The organism is Aeromicrobium sp. Leaf291, from assembly GCF_001423365.1.
Classification (GTDB): Bacteria; Actinomycetota; Actinomycetes; order Propionibacteriales; family Nocardioidaceae; genus Aeromicrobium.
The window spans coordinates 715,421-738,109 of sequence record NZ_LMNM01000001.1; the positions used below are offsets into that span (position 1 = coordinate 715,421).

Consider the following 22,689-nt stretch of genomic DNA (forward strand, 5'->3'; position numbering starts at 1 on the left):
CATGACGGTCGCACCGCCCCAGGGGCCCGGAGCCGGAGGGCGCACGCCCCGGCCCGAGCCGACGCCCGAGGAGCTCGGCATCGACGACCGACCCGCCCGCTGGTGGGACCGGCCGATCGACGCCGTCGCCGCGGCCGGCGCCGAGCTGCGCTTCTACGGCCGCGTGCTGGCCTGGATCCCGGCCACCGTCCGGCGCTACCCGCGCGACATCCTCCGGCTGCTGTCGGAGGTCAGCTTCGGCTCGGGGGCGCTCGCGGTCATCGGCGGCACCATCGGCGTGATGCTCGGCATGACGCTCTTCGTCGGCAGCGTGGTCGGCATGCAGGGCTACGCGGCCCTCGACCAGATCGGCACGTCGGCCCTGAACGGCTTCATCTCCGCCTACTTCAACACCCGCGAGATCGCGCCGCTCGTGGCCGCGCTCGCGCTGTCGGCCACGGTCGGCTCGGGCTTCACGGCGCAGCTGGGTGCCATGAAGATCAACGAGGAGGTCGACGCCCTCACGGTCATGGCGGTGCCGAGCGTGCCCTACCTCGTCACCACCCGCGTGGTCGCCGGCTTCGTCGCGATCATCCCGCTGTACGTGATCGGCCTGCTCACGTCGTACTTCGGCGCCCGGATGGTCACCGTCCACCTGTACGGGCAGTCGGCCGGCACGTACGACCACTACTTCTCGCTGTTCCTGCCGCCGATCGACATCCTGCTGTCGTTCGCCAAGGTGCTGGTCTTCGCCGTCCTCATCATCCTCATCCACTGCCGGCTCGGGTTCATGGCGCAGGGCGGGCCCGCCGGCGTCGGCATCGCGGTCGGCACGGCGGTGCGCCGCAGCATCGTCACCGTCGCGGTGCTCGACCTCGTGCTGTCGATGGCCCTGTGGGGCACCACCACGACCGTGCGGATCGCCGGATGAGCGCGCGCCGAGGCGCTCCGCGCTGGGTCGACGTGCTGCTCGGCCTGGGCTACGGGCTCGTCGTCGTGGCGCTCGTCGGGGGCGCGGTGCTCGCCTACAACAGGGCGTTCGTGCCGCGCTCCGACGTCGAGCTGCGCACCGACGCGGTCGGCAACGCCCTGCAGAAGGGATCGGACGTGAAGCTGCACGGCGTCCCGGTGGGCGAGGTCTCGAAGATCACCACGGCCGACGACGGCGCCGTCCTCACGCTCGCGCTCCAGCCCGAGGTCCTGGAGCGGCTGGCGCCCGACACCACCGGCCGGCTGCTGCCCAAGACGTTGTTCGGCGAGCGCTACGTCGAGCTGCAGACCACGGCCCCGGCCGGCGGCCACCTGCAGGCGGGTGCGGTCATCGAGCAGGACGCGTCGGCGGAGGCGATCGAGCTGCAGAAGGTGCTCGACGAGCTGCTCCCGCTGCTGCAGTCCATCCAGCCCGAGAAGCTGCAGTCCACCCTCAACGAGCTCGCGACGATGCTGCGCGGCCGCGGCGGCGAGCTGGGCGACACGCTCCAGGCGTGGGGCGAGTACGTGCAGCGGCTCCAGCCCAGCGTGCCGCTGCTGGCCGAGGACCTCGACCGGCTCGGCACCGTGGCCGAGACCTATGCCGACGCCGCTCCCGACCTGCTCACGGCACTCGACGACCTGACGACCACCTCGGGCACCCTGGTGGCCAAGGGCCAGGCGCTCACCGAGGTGTACGAGCGGGTCATCGCGTCGGCCGACGAGAGCCGGGGCTGGGTGGCCGGCAACACGAGCACCATCGAGATCCTGGCCGAGGACAGTCGCAAGGCGCTCGAGGCCGCGGCGCCCTACGCGCGCACGTTCCCGTGCCTGCTGCGGTCGGCCCGGCAGTTCATCCCGCGGATGGACCGGGTGCTCGGCAAGGGCACGGACCAGCCCGGTCTGAAGGTGGTGCTGAACGTCAGCCCGCCGCGCAGCGGCTACCGGCCCGGGCGCGACACCCCGTCGTTCAGCGGCGGTGGCAAGCCGTCGTGCCCCTACGTCCCCACGGGAGCCACCGCGCGGGCGTCGTCCGCGACCACGAGGTCCGAGCCCGAGGCGATCCAGCCGCCCGCCTACGACCCGCGCGGGTCCGCGGTGGCGTCGGCGGGCCTGGGCGAGGCGAACTCGCCGGCCGAGAACCAGCTGATCGCCGAGCTGGTCGCGCCGAGCCAGGGCATGAGCCCCCAGGACTACCCGCGCTGGGCGAGCCTGCTCGTCGGTCCGACGCTGCGCGGCACGAAGGTGGAGCTGCGATGAAGACGCTCGTCCTCAAGAGCCTGGTGTTCACGGTCGTCACCGTGCTCGCGACCGTGGCGCTGGCCGGGACCATCCGCAACTCGACGCCCGGCTCGTCGAGCAGCTACACGGCGCTGTTCTCCGACGCCACGAGCCTGAACCGCGGCGACGACATCCGCATGGCCGGGGTGAAGGTCGGCACGGTGACCGAGGTGGCCGTGCACGACAACCGCGTGGCCGGGGTCGAGTTCACCGTGCAGGACGCCGTGCGGCTGCCCCGTGGGACCACCGCCCAGCTGCGCTTCCGCAACCTCGTCGGCCAGCGGTACATCTCGCTCGAGCCGCCGGAGGTCGCGGACACCGACACGCTGCCGACCGGTCACACGTTCGGCCTGGAGGAGACGCGGCCGGCCCTCGACCTGACCATGCTGTTCAACGGCTTCCAGCCGCTCATGCAGTTCCTCGACCCGAAGGACGTCAACGCCCTCAGCGGGCAGATCATCGCCGTGTTCCAGGGCGAGGGCGCCACCGTCGAGGGGCTGCTCTCCAGCACGGCCAGCCTCACGTCGACCCTGGCCGAGAAGGACCAGGTCATCGGCGAGCTGATCGACAACCTCACGTCGGTGCTCACCACGGTGAACGGGCGGTCCGACGAGCTCGACCGGACCATCATCACGCTGCAGCAGCTCGTCTCGGGTCTCGCCGAGGACCGCGAGACCATCGGCGACACCCTCGACGGCATGGGCCGGCTCACGAGCAGCGTCGCCGACCTCCTGGAGGAGGGGCGCCGACCGCTCAAGGACTCCATCGCCTCGCTCGGCTCGCTGTCCGGAGAGCTGGCGGACGCCGAGGACGTGCTGAACCGCTTCTTCGACACCCTGCCGGGCAAGCTCGACCGCATCGGACGCACGGCGTCCTACGGGTCCTGGATCAACTTCTACGAGTGCGAGATCACGGGTGTCATCCCGCGTCCCGAGGGCTACTTCGGCGACCTCGGTGCCCAGCCCGTCGCGAAGAGGTGCACCGCATGACCCGGACACGCAAGGCTCCCCGCTTCCCGACGGCGTTCGCGGAGCGCAACCGCGTCGTGATCGCCGTCGTCGGGCTGCTGACCATGGCGATCGTCTTCCTGCTCGCCTTCAACGCCCAGGCCCTGCCGATCATCGGCGGCGGGAGCACCTACCAGGCGCAGTTCGCCGAGGCCGGTGGGCTCAAGCCGGGCAACGAGGTCCGCGTGGCCGGGGTCAAGGTCGGCGAGGTGACGGGGCTGGAGCTCGACGGCGACACGGTGGTCGTGACCTTCCGGGCCAAGGACGTTCGGGTCGGACCGCAGTCGCGGGCGGCCATCAAGGTCAAGACCACGCTGGGTCAGAAGTTCCTGGCCGTCGACCCGCTCGGGGCCGGCGAGATCGACGGGCCCATCCCGTTGCAGCGCACGAGCACGCCGTACGACGTCAACGCGGCGTTCTCCGACCTCTCCGACACGATCGGCGAGATCGACACCGCCCAGCTCGAGACCAGCCTCGACGTCCTGTCCGACACCTTCGAGGACACGCCGAAGGCGGTGCGCGAGTCCGTCGCCGGGCTGACCGACCTCTCGCGCGTCGTGGCCAAGCGCGACGACGAGCTCGCCGCGCTGCTGGCCTCCACGCGTGAGGTCAGCGGCACCCTCAAGGACCGCAACGCCGAGTTCGCGAAGCTCCTGCAGGACGGCAGCAGCCTGCTCGAGGAGCTCGCGTCCCGTCGCGAGACGGTGCAGGCGCTGCTCGACGGCACCGAGCGGCTGGGCACCCAGCTCACCGGCCTGGTGCGCGACAACGAGGAGCAGCTGCGGCCGGCCCTCGCCAAGCTCGACGACGTGGCCGAGATCCTCCAGGCCAACCAGAGCAAGCTCGAGGCCTCCCTGCGGCGCCTCGGTCCGTACTACCGCACGCTCGCGTCGGCGACCGGCAACGGTCCGTGGGTCGACGCCTACATCTGCGGACTGTTCGATGCCAGCGGCGCACCCGAGCTGCGCAACGACGTGGCCCGTGACTGCGCACCGAAGAAGGGAGGGGGCCAGTGAGACGCCGGAGCCTCGTCATCGCCCTCGTGGCCGCTCTCGCCGTCGTGGCGGTCGTCGGCTGGCGCGCGACCGCTGCGCGCGACCGCACGACCGTGCAGGCCGTGTTCGAGTCCAGCGTGGGTCTCTACGCCGGCTCCGACGTGCAGATGCTCGGCGTGCCGGTCGGCACGGTCACCGACGTCGCGCCCGGCCCCGCCGGCGTGACCGTGACCATGCGCCTCGACCCGGGCCAGGCCGCGGCCGCCGACACGGCCGCGGTCATCGTCGCGCCGACGCTGGTGTCCGACCGCTTCGTGCAGCTGACGAAGCCGCACACGAGCGGCCCGACGCTGGAGGACGGCGCCGTGCTGCCGATGGAGCGCACCGCGGTGCCGGTCGAGATCGACGACCTCTACGCGAGCCTCACCGACGTGAGCGAGAAGCTCGGTCCCGACGGCGCCAACCGCGACGGCGCGCTGTCGCGCTTCCTCGACGTGGCCGACCGCAACCTGCGGGGCCAGGGCGTCAAGATCAACCAGCTGATCGGCGACTTCGGCGACGCCTCGGGAACCCTCGCGGACTCCAGCGACGACCTGTTCGCCACGATCTCGAACGTCAGGGAGTTCAACGACATGCTCGTGGAGAACGACGACGCCGTGGCCGACGTGAACCGGCAGTTCGCCGAGGTCAACGACTACCTGGCCGACAGCAGCGGGGACCTGGCAGGAGCGATCGACAACCTCGGTGAGGCGCTCGCCCTGGTCGACGACTTCATCCGCGACAACCGCGGCGCGCTGAGGACCAGCGTCGAGAACCTGCAGGGTCCGACCCGGGTGCTCGTCAACCAGCGCGAGGCGTTGGAGGAGACCGTCCGGCTGGTCCCGCTCGTCCTGCAGAACTTCCTGCGGGCGTACGACCCGGACCTCAAGGCGCTCACCGGTCGCGGCAACCTCAACGAGGCCTCGATCTGGAAGGACGGCGGCGACGCGCCCGCCCTGCTCCCGGAGGTGAACCGATGAGGGGCGGGCCGATGAGGCGCCTGCTGGTGGCCGCAGTGGTGGCCGGTCTCGCCGCGCTGTCCGGCTGCGGCGTGCTCGGCGGCGGGGTCTACGACACGCCCCTGCCCGGCGGCGCCGACGTCGGCTCCAAGCCGATCCGCATCACGGCCGACTTCGACGACGTGCTCGACCTCGTGCCCCAGTCCAGCGTCAAGGTCGACGACGTGGCGGTCGGCCGCGTCGACCGCATCCGGCTCAACCCGGACGGACGGAGCGCGCGGGTGACCCTGCTCGTCAACCGGGACGCGCAGCTGCCGGCCGGCACGGTCGCCCGTCTGCAGCAGACGTCGCTGCTGGGCGAGAAGTACGTCGCCCTGGTCCGGCCGCAGACGCCGCAGGCCGGTCGGCCGATCGCCGACGGAACCCGGCTCGGTCTGGCCGACACGTCCCAGGCGGCGGAGGTCGAGCAGGTGCTCGGGTCGCTGTCGATGGTGCTCAACGGTGGCGGCATCGGCCAGTTCCAGGAGATCTCCCGCGAGCTGCAGGAGGTGTCGACGGGTCGCCCGGAGGAGATCAGGGGGTTCCTCCGGGAGATGGACACGTTCGTCACCACGCTCGACGACCGCAAGGAGTCGATCACCGCGGCCATCGACGGGCTCGCCCGGTTGTCGGAGAACCTGGAGGCCGACCAGGACAAGATCGTCTCGGCCCTCGAGGGACTGTCACCCGGCATGCAGGTGCTCGTCGACCAGCGCGAGGACCTCGTGGCCATGCTGTCGGCCCTCGACCGGCTCTCGACGGTGACGGTCAAGACGCTGGACGCCTCCCAGGACGACATCGTCGCCGACCTGAAGGCGCTCGACCCGATCCTCGAGAACCTGGCGCGTGCCGGGCGCGACCTCCCGGAGTCGCTCGAGATCCTGCTGACGTACCCCTTCCCGGACTCGGTCATGGGGGCCATCGAGGGCGACTACGTGAACGCCTTCATCGAGACGAACTTCCGGACCCTGCCCGCGGGCTGCGAGGCGGCGGGGTGCGCCTGGGCGCAGGTCCAGGACCCGAACTACCCGGACGACCCGATGAGCGGCGCGCGTCGCAAGGGACTCGATCCGAAGGCGTTGCTGGAGGAGCGGCTCGAGGCGGCCGAGGACGAGCAGGACGTGCCGCCGAGCCTGCTGCCGCCCACGTCCTCCCCGGCCCCGGGGTCACCCGCACCGACGATCCCCGTGCCGAGCGCCACGGTGCCCACCCCCGACGGCTCGCCGAGCCCGTCGCCCTCCCCGTCGCCCTCGGTCGATCCGACCACGACTCCTCGAGAGGGTGAGCAGTGATGCTGACCGGACGCATCAGAGCCCAGATCGTGGCCTTCGTGGTCCTCGGGCTGGTCGCCACCTCCTACCTCGGCGCCACGTACGTGGGCATCAACCCGTTCTCCACCGGCTTCACCGTGACGGCGGCCCTGCCCTCCGCCGGAGGCGCCTTCGAGAACGGCCAGGTCACCTACCGAGGAGTGCCCGTCGGCCGCGTCGACAGCCTCGAGGCCACCGACGAGGGCGTGCGCATCACGATGTCCATCGACGGCGACGCCCCGCGCATCCCGGCCGACGCCGCGCCCAAGGTCGTCAACCGCTCCGCCATCGGCGAGCAGTACGTGGACCTGCAGGGCGGGACCACCGGGGGAGCCGCCCTGGCGGACGGCGACCGGCTGTCGGCGGGCGAGGAGTCCCAGCCTCCGGGCATCGACCGGGTGCTGCGGTCCGGGGAGAAGTTCGTGTCCTCCGTGCCCGAAAAGGCGCTCACGTCGGTGATCGACGAGGGCTACGAGGCCTCCCAGGGCGTCGCGCTCGACTTCGGCTCGCTGCTGGAGAGCTCGCAGGAGTTCCAGGCGGCGGCCGACCGGAACTTCGTCGCCACGCGGGGCCTGATCGAGAACTCCGACCGGGTGCTCCGCACGCAGGAGGCGTCGTCGCAGAGCATCCGCTCGTTCAGCGCGGACCTCGCCACCATCGCCTCCACGCTCGAGTCCTCCGACGGGGACCTGCGTCGGCTCATCGACAACACGCCCGCCGCGGCTCGCGAGATCGACGTGCTGTTCCAGGAGGTCGGCCGACCGCTCGGAGTCGTGCTCGCCAACCTGGTGACCCCCGCGCAGGTGTTCGGCATCAACGCCGGGGGCGTCCAGGACGCGCTGGTGACCGCGCCCAAGGCGTTCAGCATCGGATGGACGGTCACCGGCGCGCGGGGGATCAACCTCGCGCTCTCGCAGTCGTACTTCTCGCCGCTGCCGTGCACCACCGGCTACGGGGGCACCACGCCGCGGCCCGGGTCGCAGACGTCGGGTGGCTCCTCGTTCAACCTGCAGGCCGGGTGCCGCTCGTCGGCGAAGGCTTCCAACGTCCGCGGACCGAAGGGCACGCCCCGACGCCAGGCGTCGGTGGCGACCGCACCCGACGGCCCGGCCGTCACGGCCGACGTCCGCATGGCCGACTCGCTGTCCGACCTGATGGGTGGTGCACGATGAGCACGAAGGACGCGCTCGCCGAGCGCGAGGACGTGGGGGAGCAGTCGATGACGGACGACGCCGTGCCACCGGACGAGGCCGGCCCGCCGGCACCGGGGGCGCAGAAGCGGGAGCCGTGGGTCCTCGGCTGGGTGCTGGTGGCGCTGGGCCTGGTCGTCGCGCTGAGCGGGTCGGTGGCGTGGTGGACCGCCGCGCACAGCGAGGACCTGCAGCTGGCGCGCACGCGGGACGCGGTGCTGATCGCGACCACGAGCGACGTCGCCACCCTCAACAGCCTCGACTACCGCGACGTCCAGGCCGGCCTCGACGGCTGGAAGGCCGTCACCACCGGCACGCTCCACGACCAGTTCGCCGGGCTGGACGCCAAGGACCGCGAGCTGCTCGCCGACCAGCGCAAGATCTCGAAGGGTCGCGTGGTGGAGGCAGCGGTGCTCGACGTCGACGGTGCCACCGCCGAGGTCATCGCGTCGGTCGAGACCACCGTCCGCGACGGCGCGGACGTCGACGCCGAGCCGGTCGTCAAGCGCAACCGCTTCACCGCCACGCTCCAGCGCTCCGGCGGCACGTGGAAGGTCAGCGACCTCCAGCAGCTCGCGGTGGACGTCTCATGAGGGGCGCACAGCGGATCGTCGTGGTCGCCGTGGCCGTCCTCGCGCTCGTGGCGGGCGGTGTCGGGTGGTGGCAGTACGTCGACCTGACGTCGGGCCCGGCGGGGGACAACGCCGCCCTCGTCGACGAGAAGGGCACGACGGAGGTCCAGTCGCAGGTCGCGGTCGCGCTCGAGCGGGTGCTCACCTACGACCACGCCGACCCGACGCCGACGGAGGAGTCGGCGAGGACCATGCTCGCGGGCAAGGCGCGCAGCGAGTACGCGACGCTCTTCGCCGCCCTGCAGAAGCAGGCGCCGGGGCAGAAGCTGGTGCTCACCGCCAAGGTCAGCGCCGCCGGGGTCACCGAGCTCGAGGGGGACCGGGCGAGCCTGCTCGTCTACGTCGACCAGTCGAGCCGTCGGGCCGGCGAGGACCAGGCGAACGTGTCGGCCGCCCAGCTCGCCGTCACGGCGAAGAGGTCGGACTCCGGGTCCTGGCAGGTCACCAGCCTGCGCCCCCTCTGAACCGGGAGCATCGCCCAGGACCGGGTGCGGCAGACTGAGCGGTCCGAGTCGAGCCGACAGCGAGGGGCACCCATGGCCGACATCACCCGACGTCCGTTCCTGAACCACCTGAGGTCGGACCCGACGTCGTTCGTGCTCAAGCTGAGCGGGGGACGACCGACGAAGTCCGGAGCCGGCATCTCCTTCTGGTTCCGTCCGAGCACCGCCGCGCTCGCCGAGGTGCCGCTCGACGACCGCGAGCAGGCGCTGCAGTTCACCGCCCGGACCAGTGACTTCCAGGTGGTTTCGGTGCAGGCGACGGTGACCTATCGCGTGGTCGACCCGGCCGTGGCCGCGACCCGCATCGACTTCGGCATCGATCCGCGCACCGGCGCATGGAACGCGCGACCCCTCGAGCGCCTGGGCGGTCTGCTCACCGAGCTGGCGCAGCAGCCGGCGCTCGACCACCTCGCGAGCACCTCGCTGACCGACGCGCTCTCGCACGGCATCTCCCCGGTGCGTCAGCGCGTGGCCGACGAGCTGGCCGGCGACCAGCGCCTCGTCGAGCGCGGCCTGGCGGTCACCGACGTCCGCGTCGTCGCCATCCGTGCGGAGGCCGACCTGGAGCGCGCCCTCCAGACGCCCACCCGCGAGGCGGTGCAGCAGCAGGCCGACCGAGCCACCTTCGAGCGGCGCGCCATGGCGGTGGAGAAGGAGCGCGCGATCGCCGAGAACGAGCTGACCAACCAGATCGAGCTGGCCCGCCGCGAGGAGGAGCTCGTGGCCCAGCGCGGGCAGAACGAGCGCAGGCGCGCCACCGAGCAGGCCGAGTCCGACCGCATCACGGCGGCCGCCCAGGCCGAGCGCCAGGGCGTCCTCGCCCGTGCCGAGGCCGACCAGGAGCGCACGGTGGGCGAGGCGCGGGCCGAGGCGGAGTCCGCCGCGTTCGCGTCGTACGCGCAGATCGACCAGGGTCGGATCCTCGCGATCGCCGCGCGTGAGCTCGCGGGCAACCTGCCGCCGCTCACCCACCTGACCGTCACGCCCGAGCTGCTCGCGCCGCTGCTGGACCGGCTCGGTGACCGCGACGACCGGGTGGCGGCCGAGGAGCCCGGTCCGGCGTGACGCTGCGGCCCAGGGCCGTCGTCGTCCACCGGCGGTCCGAGCTCGACGAGCTCGTGGCACGTCACGCCACACGTGAGCAGGCGACCTTCTTCCTGGCCTCCCGCGACCGCGACATCGTCGAGGTGGAGCACCGTCACGAGGCCCTCGCCCGGGCGCGCTCGGCCGTCTCGGCCGCCATCCCGCTGCACTGGCGGCGTGCGGAGGTGGAGCGCAGCGAGCTCGACCGCTTCGTGTTCGGTCCCGAGGACGTCGTGGTCGCCGTCGGCCAGGACGGGCTCGTGGCGAACGCGGCCAAGTACCTCGACGGGCAGCCGGTCGTGGGCGTCAACCCCGAACCCGCCTGGAACCCTGGTGTCCTCGTCCCGCACCGGCCCGAGGACGTCGTGACCGTGCTGGCGGCCCTGGCGCGCGCGGACCGGCAGGTCCAGGAGCGCACGATGGTGCAGGCCCGGACCGACGACGGACAGATGATCTCGGCCCTCAACGAGGTGTTCGTCGGGCACGCCGGCCACCAGTCGGCGCGCTACGTGCTGCAGTGCGGCGACCAGGTGGAGCGGCAGTCGTCGTCGGGCATCCTCGTCGGCACCGGGACGGGGGCCACCGGCTGGCTGCGCTCGGCGTGGGAGGAGCGCCGCAGCCCGCTCGACCTGCCGGCGGCGACCGACGCCAGGCTGTGCTGGTTCGTCCGGGAGGCGTGGCCGTCGCCGGCCACGGGGGTCACGGTGACCGAGGGTGTCCTCGAGGCGGAGGGATCGCTCGTCGTCACGGTCGAGTCGGACGCGCTGGTGTGCTTCGGCGACGGCATCGAGGCCGATGCGGTGACGCTGTCGTTCGGCCAGCGGCTCACGGTCGGCCGGTCGTCGCGACGGCTGCGTCTCGTCGTCTGAGCGCGGCCGACTACAGGACCCTCGCGCAGGAGGATGTGCGACCGCTGTCGTCAGCGTTCGTCGAACGGGGTCATCGGCGGCATCAGGTGGGTGAGATCGTCCGTCCGGTCGGTCCAGCGCGAGGCGGCCCGCATCCGGTCGCCGTCCGCCGTCCGCTGGCCGTCGCTCCACATGCGCGGCCACTCGCGTGCGAGCACCACGCTCGAGGCGGCGGCGACGAGAGCCGTCCCGATGCTGCGACGTCGCCACCGAGGCGTCACGTAGATCTGGTCGACGAAGCCCGACGACGGGTACCAGCGGTAGGCGCCGAGCTGGTCCTCGCTCGTCACGTCGACCTGGCGGAGAGCCTGTCGGTCGAGGAGGCTGCCGGGTGCGACGCCGTGGCCGGTGAAGGCGAGCAGGACCGTGGCGGGCGGCTCGCTGCTCGGCTCACGGAGCTCGGCGAACCACAGCGGAGGTGCCTTGGGTGCGGCCTCCACGGTGACCTCGATGGTCGCGACCGTCCCGGCGGGACCGTGCTGGGCCCTCGCGACGAGCGGCTCACCCTCGATCTCGGCGAGCGCCTCGTCCTCCGGCAGCGCGAGGCGCGTCCCGTCGCCGTGCCGCCCCGACTGCAGCACGGCGGACCACAGCGGCGCAGAGCCCGGACCGAGTGCACGGACGTACCAGTACGGCCAGTCCGGTTCTCCCGGCGGCGGACCCTCAGCGGCCACGCGAGGGGGCAGGTCGGCGGCGGGCCCGGGTCAGTGCGGCGGCACCGGCAGCGACCAGCAGGGCACCCAGGGGCGCGAGGGCCGCATCAGGACCACCGGTGGCCGGGAGCGTCCTGACCTGTGCGGCGGTGCTGCCTCGCGTGCCGCTCGAGGCGGAGGCCGGCGCGACGTCGGAGTCGCCATCGCCGGTGTCACCGGAGTCACCGTCGTCGGTGCCGGGATCGCCGGGATCGACCGGGTCCACGGGGTCTGCCGCCTCGACCGTGATCGTCAACGTCCCCGTCGTCGATCCGTTGGAGTTCGTCACCGTGTACTGCACGGGGACGGTGCCGCTGAAGCCGGTGGGCGGGGTGTAGCGCAGGCGCAGCGTGCCGGCGGAGGGGACGGCCAGGGTGCCGACCCCCTCGGTCGGCTCGGGCACGGGCGTCTCGGCCGCGCCCACGACCTCGACCGTGCCGCGGCCCTCGGGCAGCGGGGTGACCTCGAGACCGGTGTCCGGGTCCTCGCTGTCGTCGTTGGCCAGGACGTCCACCTCGATGGCGGGGCCGCCCTGCTCGGCGGTGGCCGTGTCGGGGCGCGTGACCGGAAGGATGGAGCCGGTCGCCGTGAGGGTGACCTCTTCGGTGTCGCACCCGGGCGTCAGGTTCAGGTCGCACGGCTCGATGACGACCGTGCGCGGGTCGGGCAGCAGCGCCTGGCCGTCGGGGACGGCCGACTGCGTGATCTCGACGCGGGCGCCGGGAGGGGCGGTGTAGAGGCGCAGGAACGACCCGATCCCGGTGATGTCGCCAGGGCACGAGCTGAGGCCGGTGGGGCCCTCGGCCGCCGCGGCGAGCCCGAGCGGCGGGAAGAACGGCCCGTCGGGCGGGAAGATCGGCCCGGTCGACCCGGTCGAGGTCGTGCACGTCTCGACCTCGGGTGAGCCACCGCCGGCGGGGTAGGTGGTGATGGTGATCGTGCTGCCCGCGGTGGTGGTGCCCTCGGGGACGAAGGCGCCGCTCGCCACCTGGGTGCCGATGCGGTACTTGCGGCTCCCGAAGCTCGGGGTCACGGCGTCCTCGGCGACGGTGATGTTGACCGTGCCGGTCGAGCTGCCGTTGCTGTTCGTCAGGGTGTAGGTGAGGGTGTCGGTTCCCGCGTAGTCCTCGGCCGCCGTGTAGACCAGCCGCTGGAGGCCGTCGTCGGTGACCCGCACGGTGCCGTGCAGGGGCGCAGAGGCGATGGACACGGTCGTGTCGGGGTCGTCGATGGAGTCGAAGGCGAGCACGTCGAACGTGACGGGCTCTCCCGGACGGGCGGAGAAGGACCGGTTCGGCGCGGACGGTGCGGGTCCCTCGCGCACGAGGTCCACGGCCACGGGATCGGCGGAGCACTCCGACGCGAGGCACGGATCGACGTAGACGTTCCGGTACTGGGTCCCGTCGTAGTACTCGATCACGGCCCGTTCGCCGGGGCCGAGCTCGACGGTGGGTGATGCGTCCGACTCGTTCAGGCAGGCGACCTCGGTGCCGGCCTCGACGGTCTCGACAGGAGCGCTGCAGTTGGCGGAGCGCAGGTACTCGTCGCCCTGGTAGATGGCGACGTACACGTACTGGCTGCCCACGTCGTCGGGGTAGAAGTCGCCCGCCTTCAGGGCCATCGTGATGGCGATCTGCTGGGAGCCGAGCTCGTCGGCGGCCTCGATGTCGGCCTCGCCCTCCGCCTCACCCTCCGCAGCGGCGCTCGGCGCGGGATCGGCCTCGGTCCCGTCCGTGTCCTGCTCGCTCGGGGCGGGCTCGGCCGGGGCGTCCGGGGTCTCGTCGGGGGTCTCGTCAGCCGGGGGCGGGGTCGACTCGGTGTCGCCGGCGGGCTCGGTGCTCTCCGGCGCGGTCGAGTCGGAGGTCGGCGCCGCGTCGGCCGGCTCGGACGTCGACGTCGGCTCCGAGGTCTCCGGGGCCAGGTCGCCCTCGGCGGCCAGAGCCGCAGGCGCGGAGGTGGCGACCGTGGCGAACGCGGCGACCGCGGTCACCCCGATGCGGCCGAACAGGTGCAGGGCAGGACGCGGCGAGCTGGACAAGGGGGCCCCTGGATGTCGAGAGGTGCCCGACGATCGGCGGGCGTGAGGAGCCTATGCGCAAGTTTGGCCCCAGTCCGGCGAACGAGAAGAATTCACCGGACCGGCCGGCGCGCGACTCGCCCCTGGACTCGAGTCGCACGCCACGCACGTCGGGGCGAACTCTTGGTACGCTTGCGTACCCAGGATGGTACGCGTGTGTACCGATGTCAAGCGGAGTTCCAGGAAGAGCGGGTGGGGGAACGGTGCAGGACCAGGACGCGAGCCTCGCGAGGACGGCCGACATCGCGCAACGGATCCTCGCCGGTCTCGAGGACGTGCTCGCCCGGCGTCCCTTCGGCGAGATCGCCGTGGCCGACATCGTTGCCTCGGCGGGCATGTCCAAGCGAGCCTTCTACGAGGTCTACCCGCACAAGGCGGCGTGCCTCATGGACCACGCCGACCGCTTCCACACGAGCTGGGTGGAGGAGCTCGAGGCGCGGGTGCTCGACGCCCCGGACCGGTTGGCGGGCGCGGAGGTAGCGGTCCGCGCGTTCCTCACGCAGACCCACGAGCGGCCGTTCCTCGCCCGTGCCCACCTCGTCGACCTCTACAACCTCGGCCCCGAGGCGATCGCGCTGCGTCGGCAGGTGAAGGGTCGCTACGCCACCATGCTGCAGCGTCTCTCTGCCGCCGACGACGGCACCGAGAAGGTCGAGCTCGACGGGGAGACCGCCCTGCGGATCATCGGTGCCATCGACGACGTGCTGATCGCCCTGGCCTTCGACGACGTGGACGACGCGGAGTTCGAGCGTCGCGCCCAGTCAGCCGTCGCCCTCGTCCGCGCCGTGTTCGTCGGCCTCTGGGTCGAGCAGGAGTGGGGCCCGATCGACCTCAACCGACTCGCCTCGGGCGCGGCGCCGGACGCTAGTTGACCTGGCGCTCCTGACCCTCCCAGAACTCGGCTCGCAGCTTGAACTTCTGCAGCTTGCCGGTGGCGGTGCGGGCCAGCTCCTCGCGGAACTCGATGCGCTTGGGGCACTTGTAGCCGGCCAGGTGCTCGCGCGTGTGGGCGATGAGGGCGGCCTCGTCGACGCCGGCGTCGGGATCGACCACGACGAGTGCGGTCACCAGCTCGCCCCACTTCTCGTCGGGGATGCCGATCACGGCCACCTCGCGCACGGCGGGGTGGGAGGCGAGGGCGTCCTCGACCTCGATCGAGGAGACGTTCTCGCCGCCGGAGATGATGACGTCCTTCTTGCGGTCGGCGATCGTCACGTAGCCGTCCTCGAACGCGCCGCCGTCACCGGTGTGGAACCACCCGCCGGCGAGTGACTCCGCGGAGGCGTCGGGATTCTCCCAGTAGCCCTCCAGCACGGTGTTGCTGCGGGCGAGCAGCTCGCCGGAGTCGTCGACGCGGATCGACGTCGACAGCGCGGGGGCGCCGGCGCGGCCGAGGTTGCGGGCCTGCTCGGTGGGATCGAGGTCGTCCCACTCCTCGCGCATCCGGCTCATCGTGAGCAGCGGCGCGGTCTCGGTGAGGCCGTAGATCTGGATGAACTCCCAGCCCAGCTCCTCGCGCACGCGCTCGATCGTGCGGGTGGGCGGCGGGGCCCCGGCCACGACGCAGCGCACGCGGTCGCGACCGGTGGGGCCGTCCCAGTCCTTCAGTGCGTCGAGCACGGCGGACAGCACCGCGGGGGCGCAGCACAGGTACGTGACCTGGTGGTCCTCGATGCGGCGCAGGATCTCGGCGCCGTCGACCTGGCGCAGCACGACGTGCTTGGCGCCCATGCCGGTGACGCCGTAGACCTGGCCCCAGCCGTTGCAGTGGAACATCGGCAGCGTGTGGAGGTAGACGTCGCGGTCGCTGACGGAGGCCTGCCAGCCGAACACGGTGGCGTTCGTCCAGAGGGCGCGGTGCGTCTGCTGCACGCCCTTGGGTCGTGCCGTGGTGCCCGACGTGTAGTTGATCGTGGCGGTGGCGTTCTCGTCGGGCTCCCACGCGCGAGGCTCGGCGCCGTGCTCCGGCCGCTGGCCGGTACCTTCCGCCGCCCGCTGCCCGGCACCCCCGCCGGGGGCGGGGCTCCAGCCCCACACCGCCTCGTCGTCCTCGCCGACGACGAACACGTGCTTGGCGCCCGAGCAGGCGTCGCGCAGGTGCTCCAGGCCCGGGTCGAGGATCACGACCTCCGCGCCGCTGTGCTGCACGATGTACTCCACCTCGGCCGGCGCGAGCCGGAAGTTCACCGGCACGAACACGCGCCCCCAGCCGGAGACGCCGAAGAACGACGTGTACAGCCGGGCGGCGTTCTGCGACACCATCGCCACGCGACCACCCACCGGAACGTCGAGCTCGTCGAGGCGCGCGGCCTGCGCCTGAGCGAGCCGCATCACCTCGGCGTACGTCAGCTCACCCCATGACGCCGCAGGCTGGTCCGGCTCGTCGACGACCGCCACCCGGTCGGGGTAGACCGTGACGGCGCGGTCGAGGAAGTCGCGGATGCTGAACGGGACGATCACGAGGGCCTCCAGAGCGTATGACGCGGGTCACGCCCATCATGCAACGCCCGGTGTTGCACCGCCGTCGCAGGTCACCGGACCCGCGTCCTGGACACTTCCGGGTCACGGACCCGGGTCGGAACGCCCCGGACGTGTCCGAACCGTTCAGCGGGCCGCGCGCCACTCGTCGGCGAGGAGGGCGTAGCCGAGGGTGTCGACCCAGCCGAGGTCGCGGTGGAGACTGTCACGGACGCCGTGCAGCTCGCGGCGCATGCCGACGCGCTGCATGAGGCGCCACGACGGTTCGTTGAGGGCGAAGCACTCCGCCCTGACCCGGCGCACGCCGAGGTCCTCGAAGCAGATCCGCAGCAGCTCCTCCACCGCCTCCGTCATGAGGCCGCGACCGTGGTGGACCGGCGACAGCACCCAGGCGAGCACCGCGACGGAACCCCGAGCCTGCTCACGGACGTCGCGCTGGGCCCAGGCGTCCTCCACCACCAGCATCATGTCGCCGACGACGGCGCCCTCGATCTCGACGGCCAGCGAGTGCGGGAGGTCCTGCTCGGTGAAGTGGGAGGCCATCACCTCCTCCCGCGAGCGGGCCGGACGCCCGAGCCAGCGACCGACGTCGGGGTCGGACCGGTACGCGAGCACCGCGTCGACGTCGTCGACGGTGAGCGGACGCAGCGTCAGGCGCGACGTGCGCCGCGGCCAGGCGAGGTCAGCCAGGCGCGGGCGGATGATCTCGTCGTCGGGCACTCAGCGATCGTAGGGGTAGAACCCGTGGCCGGACTTCTTGCCGAGCAGGCCCGCGTCGACCATGCGGTCGAGGACCGGGGGCGGGGAGTAGAGGGGCTCCTTGAACTCGTCGTACATCGAGACGCCGATGGCGCGCACGGTGTCGAGGCCGATCAGGTCGGCCAGCGCCAGGGGGCCCATCGGGTGCCCGCACCCGAGCACCATGCCGGAGTCGATGTCGGCCGCCGAGGCGTACCCCGCCTCGTACATGCGGATCGCCGACAGCAGGTACGGCACGAGCAGGCTGTTGACCACGAAGCCGGCCCGGTCGGTGGCCTCGATCGGCTCCTTGCCGAGCGTCTCGGAGACGAACGACTGCATGCGCTGCAGCGTCTCGGGGCTCGTGGTGAGCGACGGGATGAGCTCGACCAGCTTCATGACCGGTGCCGGGTTGAAGAAGTGCACCCCCATCACGCGGTCGGCGCGACCCGACACGGCGCCGAGCTTGACGATCGGGATGGACGACGTGTTCGACGCGAGGACGGCGTCGTCGGACTCCAGGAGCGAGCCGAGGGTGCGGAACAGCTCGAGCTTCGTCTGCTCGTCCTCGCTGGCGGCCTCGACCACCAGGTCGCGGTCGGCCAGCGCCTCCAGGTCGGCCGTGAACGTGACCCGCTCGAGCGTCTCCGCGACGTCCTCGGGCGTCATCTTGCCGCGCTTCTCGGCCCGGCGCAGCGAACCCTCGACCCGCTCCGCGGCACGCTTGGCGGCGTCGTCGTCGACCTCCACCGTGACCACGGACAGGCCCGCGCGGGCGCCGACCTCCGTGATGCCGGACCCCATGAGTCCGCCCCCGACGACACCCAGTCGCGCGATCGTCATCGTCTCTTCCTCACCCTCGATTGCTCGGACGTCCAACGATCTCCAGCGTACGGGACGCCGACGTGCGAACGTGAGGCGACCCTCAGGTGTGATGCAGGCGCGTGGTGCGGCCGGACGAGCGGGGTCGACGTGGTGGGATGGGGCCATGCGTGCACGTCGTCCGGCCCTGCTGGCCCCGATCCTGGCCGTCGCGGTGCTGACGGCGGGCTGCAGCGGCGACGACCCCCAGCCCGCCACGAAGCCCACGGCGACCGCCTCGCCCACGGCCAGCGGCCTGCCGGCGGGAACGCCCGTGCCCGAGCTGCTCTCCGGGGTCCGGTGCAACCCCGACGACGACGGCGTCTGGGCTGCGGTCGGCGTCGTCTCGAACCCCACCAAGAACCCGGTCAGCTACCAGGTGAGCGCCCAGGTGGGGCCGGCCGACGGCGCGGGACCGGCCACCACCCGCCGGCTGGTCGACGTCGCCGCCGGGACGAAGGTGCGGTTCAGGCTCGACGAGATCCCCACGTCCTCGCCGGACGGCCCGTGCCACCTGCAGCTGCTCGCCCTCCAGCCCGACTGACCCCGGACACGGCACGAGGGGCCGACCGCGTGCGGCCGACCCCTCGTGCTCGGGGCTGCGTCAGGAGCGGGCGATGCTGACCATGTCCTCACGGGGCACGACCTTCACGCGCTCGCGCTCGTGCTCGTGGGCCTCGCCGAGGCCCATCTCGTGGGCGTCGAGCTTCTCCCAGCCCTCCCACGTCGTGTACTCCAGGCCGCGCGAGTCGAGGTAGGCGTCGACGGACTGGGGCTCCGGCTGCGCCGCCTGGGCGAGCGTGGGAGCGTCCTCGAGCAGCATCGAGATCGTCTGGGCGGCGTCGGACTTGGTGTGGCCGATGAGGCCGACCGGTCCGCGCTTGATCCAGCCGGTGACGTAGGCACCCGGCAGGGCGGAGCCGTCGATCTCCACGACCCGGCCGCCGTCGTTGGGCACGACGCCGGCGGTGATGTCGAAGGGCAGGCCGGGCAGGTTGTCGGAGTAGTAGCCGACGGCCCGGTAGACGGCCTGGACCGGCCAGTCCACGAGCTCGCCCGTGCCGCGGACGTTGCCCGTGCCGTCGAGCTCGGTGACCTCGGTGCGCAGACCCACGACCTTGCCGTCCTCGCCGAGGATCTCCACGGGGTTCTGGCAGAAGTGGATGTGGATGCGGTGCGGGGCGCCCGTGGGCTCCTTGGCCAGGTAGTTCTGCAGCACGTCGACGACGAGCTTCTGGCTCTTCGCGGCCCGGATCGCCTCGAGGGAGCCCTCGTCGAGCTCGAAGCCCTCGGGGTGGACGATGACGTCGATGGTCGGGGAGTGGCTGAGCTCGCGCAGCTCCATGGGCGTGAACTTGACCTGCGCGGGACCGCGGCGCGCGAACACGTGCACGTCCTTCGTCACGTTCTTCTTCAGGCCCTCGTAGACGTTGTCGGGGATCTCGGTGACCAGCAGCTCCTCGGCCGTCTTGGCCAGGATGCGCGAGACGTCGAGGCCGACGTTGCCCACGCCGAGCACCGCGACGGACTCCTGGTGCGGCTGGAAGGGCCACTCGCGGTCGACGTCGGGGTGCCCGTCGTACCAGTACACGAAGTCGGCGGCACCGTGCGAGCCGTCGAGGTCGATGCCGGGGATGTCGAGGTCGCGGTCGCGGCGCGCGCCGGTGGCGAACACGACGGCGTCGTAGAACTGACGCAGGTCGTCGAGCTTCAGGTCGTCGCCGAACGCGACGTTGCCGAAGAAGCGGATGTCGTCGTTGGCCATGACGCGCTTGAGCGCCTTGACGATCTCCTTGATGCGCGGGTGGTCCGGCGCGACGCCGTAGCGGATCAGCCCGAAGGGCGTGGGGTCGCGCTCGAGGAGGTCGACGCTCGCGCCCTCGAAGGGTGCGGGGACCTCGGACTTGGTGAGGATGTCGGCGGCGTAGACGCCGGCGGGGCCGGCGCCGACGATCGCGACCCTGAGCTTCCTGCTCATCAGTGTGACTCCTGGGGGCTTGCGGGCACACCGACCGGATCATGCGGTGTGCATGAGGCCATCCTAAGTTCTCCGCACCAACCCTGCGCAGTCGTCCGCGGTGCGAGATCGCCCACGTCGAGCGCGGCCGAGCCCGGCGAGTCGTCCGGTGATCGGGGGCTCGGCTCGCCCGGTCAGCGGAAGCGACGACCCTCGTCGCGGCGGAACGCCCAGACGGTGACCGCGCCGGCGGCCAGCGTCCAGCCGAGCAGGACCAGCAGCTGGGTGGCCTCGCCGCCCGACCCCGTCATCGACGAGACGACGAGGTCGCGCGCCGCTCGGGTGGGCGTGGCCTGCGAGGCGGCGTCGAGCCACGACGGGAAGGTCTCGGGCGGGACGAACAACCCACCCAGGAAGGCGAGCGGGAACAGCACGATCTGGGCCACGGCCAGCGCGGCCTTCGGCCGCAGCGAGTACCCGATGGCGAAGCCGATCACGAGGAACGGGACGCCGCAGGTCAGCAGCGTCAGCCCCACCCATGGCAGACGAAGGAGAGGGACGTCCGCGTCGGTGAGCAACGTCGAGATCACGGCGACCGGCAGCAGGCCCAGGGCGCTCAGCACCACGCCGGTGACGATCCGGGCCACCAACGGCGCCACGGGGCCGGCGGGGAGCGACCGGATGAACGTGTCGAAGGGCCGCTGCCGGTCCTCGGCGATGCCGGCGCCGTAGGTGAACAGGCAGACCGACACGATCGAGAAGAGCGCGATCTGGCCGGTGGCGGCGGTCGCTGCGGACGGGTCGCCCGCGACCGCGCGCTGCGGCACGACGAAGCACAGCAGCACGAGGGCCGGGAAGGCCACGGTGCTCACGATGACGATCGGCTCGCGCAGCGCCTCGAGGACGGACAGCCGGGTGTGGGCGAGGGTGATGCGCAGCGCGGGTGCGGTGCGTCGTGGTGCGGTGGTGGTCGTGGTCATGGGGTCCCCCGTGGACGCTGGATGGGCTGGGTGGGTCAGGCGGCGGTGAGGTGGGTGAAGGCGTCCTCGAGCGAGGCGCCGCGGACACGCAGTCGGGCGAAGTCGGCGGCGCCGTCGACGAGGGCCCGGACGACGAGGTCGGCGTCGCGGGCGAGGACGACCACCTGGTCACCGTCGACCTGGACGTCCACCACGCCGTCGAGCTCGGCCACGCGGCCCGTGGTGCCGGACCAGGAGAGCCGGTCCACGTCGACCCGGCCGAGCACACGCTCGAGGGTGTCGTCGACGAGCACCCGGCCCTCGGCCATGACGGCCACGCGGTCGGACAGCTCCTCGACCTCCTCGAGGTGGTGGCTGGTCAGCAGGACGGCCACGCCGTCGTCGCGGTGGGCGCGGATGCCCCGCCAGAGAGCGTGCCGGGCGTCGACGTCGAGCCCGGTCGTCGGCTCGTCGAGCAGGACCAGGGCGGGGCGTCCCACGAGGGCGAGCGCGCAGGCGAGGCGTCGCTTCTGCCCACCGGACAGGCCCCCGCACCGCCGGTCGGCGAGCTCGGCGATGCCGAACCGGTCCAGCGCCTCCAGGGTCGGGAGCGGGTCCGCGTGGTGGTCGGCCACGAAGCGCACGACCTCCGCGGCGGTGAGGGACTCGGGCAGTCCGGTCTCCTGGGGCGTCACGCCGATCACGGCACGGTGTGCCGGCCGACGGGGGTCGAGCCCGAGCACGCGGACCGTGCCGGTGTCGGGCGTGCGCAGCCCGGAGACCATCGACAGCAGCGTGGTCTTGCCCGCACCGTTGGGTCCGAGCAGGCCGACGACCTGCCCGGCACGGACCTCCAGGCTGACGTCGTCGACGGCGGGTCGGTCGCCGAACGAGCGGCTGACGTGGTCGATGGTCAGGACGGGTGTGCTGGTCATGAGTCCCCCTGGATGAGCTGACGGAGCGTGCGGGTGTAGGTCTCGAAGGCCGTGCGGCCCGTGTCGGTGAGGCCGACGTAGGTGACGGGGCTGCGTCCGTTGATGGTCTTGGTCTGCTCGACGTAGCCGGCGTCCTCGAGCTTGCGCAGGTGCGTGGAGAGGTTGCCGGCGGTCATGCCGAGCTCCTTCTGCAGGCGGGGGAAGGTGAGCGTCTCGCCGGGCTCGAGCACGGCCAGGAAGGCCGTGACCCGGAGGCGGGCCTGCGCGTGGATGACGGGGTCGAGCTCGCTCACGGGCGCCCCGCCCGGTCGCGTGCCGCCGCCACGGTCGCGACGGCGAACCCGCCGCCGCCGAGCACCGCCATGGCCAGGTACAGGTGTGCGCCGCCGACGAAGGAGGCGATCCCCACGGTGACCGCGATCCAGCCGCCGAGGACGAGCTGGCGTCGGTCGCGCAGGGCCGCGCCGGTGCCCATGTAGAGGCACGCGACGACGAGGCACGGCAGGCCGTTGTAGACGATGGCCGCGGCGTCGCCCTCGATGCCGGCGCGTCCGATCGCGCCCGCCGTGAGGCTGCTGCCGATGAAGCCGAGGGGCCACGCCCAGCCGAGCATCGCGTTGGTCTCGGCGTCGGGCCCGCCGGTACCGCGCGTCCGGCCCTCGATGTGCGCGACCGTGACCACGATGGCGGCCACGATGAGCACGCCGAAGACGATCGGTCCGGGCAGTCCCGGCTGCCCCTCCGGGCCGGCCCACACGAACAGGGCCAGGTAGCCGACGCCCCAGGCCAGCCCCCAGACGCCGTAGACCACCCGTTCGTCGACGCGGACCGAACGTCGGGCGCGCTCGCGCTCGGACTCGATCAGCGCCCAGCTCTCGGCGAGGTCGGGGGTGCGGTCGTCGTCGGTCATGATGCGTCCGCAAAGCAGTTTGTCATGCAAAGTAGTTTGCACGGACCCGTGGAGAAGGTCAAGACCGTGCGGGGTCCCGGGTGCTGTGCTCCCGCTGTGGAGTGCGCGAGGATGGAACCTCGCGGAGGTCGGGTCCGTTGGGCTGGTTGACGACGCAACCACATCCGCGTCCCAGCCCGACTGACTGG

23 protein-coding genes are annotated in these 22,689 nt (G+C 72.2%); 13 read left to right on the top strand and 10 right to left on the bottom strand.

The annotated features are described in order from the left end of the window. Position 1: 1 nt before the first annotated feature. From ASF35_RS03605 to ASF35_RS03655, 11 genes are all read left to right on the top strand, one after another. On the top strand, positions 2 to 910 hold the full coding sequence (locus ASF35_RS03605) for an ABC transporter permease (RefSeq protein WP_082480360.1): 909 nt from the start codon (positions 2 to 4) through the stop codon (positions 908 to 910). Then, on the top strand, positions 907 to 2,208 hold the full coding sequence (locus ASF35_RS03610; protein WP_156367945.1) for an MCE family protein: 1,302 nt from the start codon (positions 907 to 909) through the stop codon (positions 2,206 to 2,208). Before ASF35_RS03605 ends, ASF35_RS03610 begins: the two co-directional genes overlap by 4 nt. Beyond that, positions 2,205 to 3,218 carry an MCE family protein gene (locus tag ASF35_RS03615; RefSeq protein ID WP_055962914.1) on the top strand — a complete coding sequence of 338 codons (1,014 nt, stop codon included), beginning with the start codon at positions 2,205 to 2,207 and terminating at the stop codon, positions 3,216 to 3,218. Before ASF35_RS03610 ends, ASF35_RS03615 begins: the two co-directional genes overlap by 4 nt. Then, positions 3,215 to 4,252 (top strand): MCE family protein, encoded by a 1,038-nt coding sequence (locus ASF35_RS03620; protein ID WP_055962918.1) that lies wholly within the window; start codon positions 3,215 to 3,217, stop codon positions 4,250 to 4,252. The genes ASF35_RS03615 and ASF35_RS03620 overlap by 4 nt, the downstream gene beginning before the upstream one ends. After that, positions 4,249 to 5,250 carry an MCE family protein gene (locus tag ASF35_RS03625; protein ID WP_055962922.1) on the top strand — a complete coding sequence of 334 codons (1,002 nt, stop codon included), beginning with the start codon at positions 4,249 to 4,251 and terminating at the stop codon, positions 5,248 to 5,250. Before ASF35_RS03620 ends, ASF35_RS03625 begins: the two co-directional genes overlap by 4 nt. Before the next feature lie 11 nt (positions 5,251 to 5,261). Then, positions 5,262 to 6,560 (top strand): MCE family protein, encoded by a 1,299-nt coding sequence (locus ASF35_RS03630; RefSeq protein WP_082495350.1) that lies wholly within the window; start codon positions 5,262 to 5,264, stop codon positions 6,558 to 6,560. Continuing rightward, positions 6,560 to 7,750, top strand: coding sequence for an MlaD family protein (locus ASF35_RS03635; protein ID WP_055962926.1), 1,191 nt, complete (start codon positions 6,560 to 6,562; stop codon positions 7,748 to 7,750). The genes ASF35_RS03630 and ASF35_RS03635 overlap by 1 nt, the downstream gene beginning before the upstream one ends. Continuing rightward, the gene (locus ASF35_RS03640; protein WP_055962929.1) at positions 7,747 to 8,361 is read left to right on the top strand and encodes a hypothetical protein; all 615 of its coding nucleotides are present in this window, start codon (positions 7,747 to 7,749) and stop codon (positions 8,359 to 8,361) included. The genes ASF35_RS03635 and ASF35_RS03640 overlap by 4 nt, the downstream gene beginning before the upstream one ends. After that, positions 8,358 to 8,864, top strand: coding sequence for a hypothetical protein (locus ASF35_RS17945; RefSeq protein WP_055962931.1), 507 nt, complete (start codon positions 8,358 to 8,360; stop codon positions 8,862 to 8,864). The genes ASF35_RS03640 and ASF35_RS17945 overlap by 4 nt, the downstream gene beginning before the upstream one ends. 72 nt (positions 8,865 to 8,936) lie before the next feature. After that, on the top strand, positions 8,937 to 9,968 hold the full coding sequence (locus ASF35_RS03650; protein ID WP_055962935.1) for an SPFH domain-containing protein: 1,032 nt from the start codon (positions 8,937 to 8,939) through the stop codon (positions 9,966 to 9,968). Further along, positions 9,965 to 10,855 (top strand): NAD(+)/NADH kinase, encoded by an 891-nt coding sequence (locus tag ASF35_RS03655; protein ID WP_055962938.1) that lies wholly within the window; start codon positions 9,965 to 9,967, stop codon positions 10,853 to 10,855. The genes ASF35_RS03650 and ASF35_RS03655 overlap by 4 nt, the downstream gene beginning before the upstream one ends. A gap of 50 nt (positions 10,856 to 10,905) precedes the next feature. On the opposite strand, the gene ASF35_RS03660 is transcribed toward ASF35_RS03655, so the two are convergent. Both ASF35_RS03660 and ASF35_RS03665 read right to left on the bottom strand, forming a co-directional pair. Beyond that, on the bottom strand, positions 10,906 to 11,568 hold the full coding sequence (locus ASF35_RS03660; protein ID WP_156367946.1) for a GNAT family N-acetyltransferase: 663 nt from the start codon (positions 11,566 to 11,568) through the stop codon (positions 10,906 to 10,908). Continuing rightward, positions 11,558 to 13,624 (bottom strand): Ig-like domain-containing protein, encoded by a 2,067-nt coding sequence (locus ASF35_RS03665; RefSeq protein ID WP_055962944.1) that lies wholly within the window; start codon positions 13,622 to 13,624, stop codon positions 11,558 to 11,560. The genes ASF35_RS03660 and ASF35_RS03665 overlap by 11 nt, the downstream gene beginning before the upstream one ends. A gap of 242 nt (positions 13,625 to 13,866) precedes the next feature. On the opposite strand from ASF35_RS03665, the gene ASF35_RS03670 reads away from it, so the two are divergent. Then, positions 13,867 to 14,535 carry a TetR/AcrR family transcriptional regulator gene (locus tag ASF35_RS03670; protein WP_055962947.1) on the top strand — a complete coding sequence of 223 codons (669 nt, stop codon included), beginning with the start codon at positions 13,867 to 13,869 and terminating at the stop codon, positions 14,533 to 14,535. On the opposite strand, the gene ASF35_RS03675 is transcribed toward ASF35_RS03670, so the two are convergent. From ASF35_RS03675 to ASF35_RS03685, 3 genes are all read right to left on the bottom strand, one after another. Next, on the bottom strand, positions 14,528 to 16,123 hold the full coding sequence (locus ASF35_RS03675; RefSeq protein ID WP_055962950.1) for an AMP-binding protein: 1,596 nt from the start codon (positions 16,121 to 16,123) through the stop codon (positions 14,528 to 14,530). The genes ASF35_RS03670 and ASF35_RS03675 overlap by 8 nt on opposite strands. A 144-nt stretch (positions 16,124 to 16,267) precedes the next feature. Continuing rightward, the gene (locus ASF35_RS03680; RefSeq protein WP_235493065.1) at positions 16,268 to 16,861 is read right to left on the bottom strand and encodes a GNAT family N-acetyltransferase; all 594 of its coding nucleotides are present in this window, start codon (positions 16,859 to 16,861) and stop codon (positions 16,268 to 16,270) included. Then, complete coding sequence (locus tag ASF35_RS03685; RefSeq protein WP_055962953.1) at positions 16,862 to 17,722, bottom strand: 3-hydroxybutyryl-CoA dehydrogenase; 861 nt, start codon at positions 17,720 to 17,722, stop codon at positions 16,862 to 16,864. It abuts the gene before it with no gap. A gap of 145 nt (positions 17,723 to 17,867) precedes the next feature. On the opposite strand from ASF35_RS03685, the gene ASF35_RS03690 reads away from it, so the two are divergent. Continuing rightward, a complete protein-coding gene (locus ASF35_RS03690; protein WP_055962956.1) occupies positions 17,868 to 18,284 on the top strand; it encodes a hypothetical protein in 417 nt (138 codons plus the stop codon). 60 nt (positions 18,285 to 18,344) lie between these two features. Here ASF35_RS03690 and ASF35_RS03695 read toward each other — a convergent pair whose 3' ends face one another. The 5 genes from ASF35_RS03695 to ASF35_RS03715 form a co-directional block, all read right to left on the bottom strand. After that, on the bottom strand, positions 18,345 to 19,718 hold the full coding sequence (locus ASF35_RS03695; RefSeq protein ID WP_055962959.1) for an FAD-dependent oxidoreductase: 1,374 nt from the start codon (positions 19,716 to 19,718) through the stop codon (positions 18,345 to 18,347). Between the two features lie 173 nt (positions 19,719 to 19,891). Next, the gene (locus tag ASF35_RS03700; RefSeq protein WP_055962965.1) at positions 19,892 to 20,677 is read right to left on the bottom strand and encodes an ABC transporter permease; all 786 of its coding nucleotides are present in this window, start codon (positions 20,675 to 20,677) and stop codon (positions 19,892 to 19,894) included. A 35-nt stretch (positions 20,678 to 20,712) separates the two neighbouring features. After that, positions 20,713 to 21,591 (bottom strand): ABC transporter ATP-binding protein, encoded by an 879-nt coding sequence (locus tag ASF35_RS03705; RefSeq protein WP_055962968.1) that lies wholly within the window; start codon positions 21,589 to 21,591, stop codon positions 20,713 to 20,715. Continuing rightward, positions 21,588 to 21,884, bottom strand: a complete 297-nt coding sequence (locus ASF35_RS03710) for a transcriptional regulator (RefSeq protein ID WP_055962972.1) — start codon at positions 21,882 to 21,884, stop codon at positions 21,588 to 21,590. Before ASF35_RS03710 ends, ASF35_RS03705 begins: the two co-directional genes overlap by 4 nt. Beyond that, positions 21,881 to 22,501, bottom strand: coding sequence for a hypothetical protein (locus ASF35_RS03715; protein WP_055962975.1), 621 nt, complete (start codon positions 22,499 to 22,501; stop codon positions 21,881 to 21,883). Before ASF35_RS03715 ends, ASF35_RS03710 begins: the two co-directional genes overlap by 4 nt. Positions 22,502 to 22,689 lie beyond the last annotated feature (188 nt).